This window comes from Erwinia sp. MYb416 (assembly GCF_037479575.1).
GTDB lineage: Bacteria > Pseudomonadota > Gammaproteobacteria > Enterobacterales > Enterobacteriaceae > Erwinia > Erwinia rhapontici.
Genome location: NZ_JBBGYT010000078.1, coordinates 1 through 685, shown reverse-complemented (window position 1 = coordinate 685; position 685 = coordinate 1). Strand labels below are relative to the sequence as shown.

Here is a 685-nt window from a genome sequence, read left to right as displayed (position 1 = left end):
CTCTTTTATTTTGTCTTCTTCTATTTCATCTTTTGTTTTTACAGGAATAACGCCTCTGCTTTTCAATCTCATTATTTTTAAACGCATGTTTGTTTGAAAAATATAAAGCTTGTCATTTTTCACAAATATAAAAATAAAGAAAAGAATCATAAAAAAAGAAAGCACTAATAAACCAATCAAATCATCATTCATCTTCACCCCTCAACGCTTTCATTTGAGCGTCATGATCAGCTTGCTGTTGTTGTTTCATGCGCTGATTCATCTTATCTTTTGCGTTATTAATTTCTTTTAATGATGCGTTAGCAGCATCATTTGAACCGATCATTAAGCTCACAAACCATAGAATAAAATATATAAAAATACCGCCGGAGCAAAGAGACATAAACATACCCATTGCCGCTATTATTGCGCCCGATCCATCATCCGCTGGCATTATAACCCCCTCACCTTTCTTGAAAATATCTATCAACAAAGTTCCAAACTAACTTGGCATCATCATCAGCTTCGCCAACGCTTAATACTCCATCATAAAAACTAACGAAATCGAGAGACATAATCCTCAAGCTGGGTCTATGTTTAAAATGAAAAGCAGCAACATCAGCAGTGTCTTTAAACTTCGTGTATCTAAAAGCGTCATCTATTCTATCTATATAAATCGCTGTTAACTGCTTATGCCTTATAGCTG

General features: G+C 34.5%; 3 protein-coding genes. All 3 read right to left on the bottom strand.

Features of this window, described 5'->3' with window-relative positions:
* On the bottom strand, nt 1–192 hold a 192-nt coding region (locus tag WH277_RS00700), incomplete at its 3' end, for a hypothetical protein (RefSeq protein WP_339503791.1).
* Nucleotides 185–433, bottom strand: a complete 249-nt coding sequence (locus tag WH277_RS00695; protein ID WP_339503789.1) for a hypothetical protein — start codon at nt 431–433, stop codon at nt 185–187. The genes WH277_RS00695 and WH277_RS00700, both read right to left, overlap by 8 nt.
* A 10-nt stretch (nt 434–443) precedes the next feature.
* Nucleotides 444–685 (bottom strand): hypothetical protein (locus tag WH277_RS00690; RefSeq protein ID WP_339503786.1); only part of this gene is annotated, 242 nt, incomplete at its 5' end.

Bases quoted from the DNA above. Each gene is read 5' to 3' on its own strand.
- WH277_RS00695 (WP_339503789.1), bottom strand. From the start codon at position 433: ATGCCAGCGGATGATGGATCGGGCGCAATAATAGCGGCAATGGGTATG.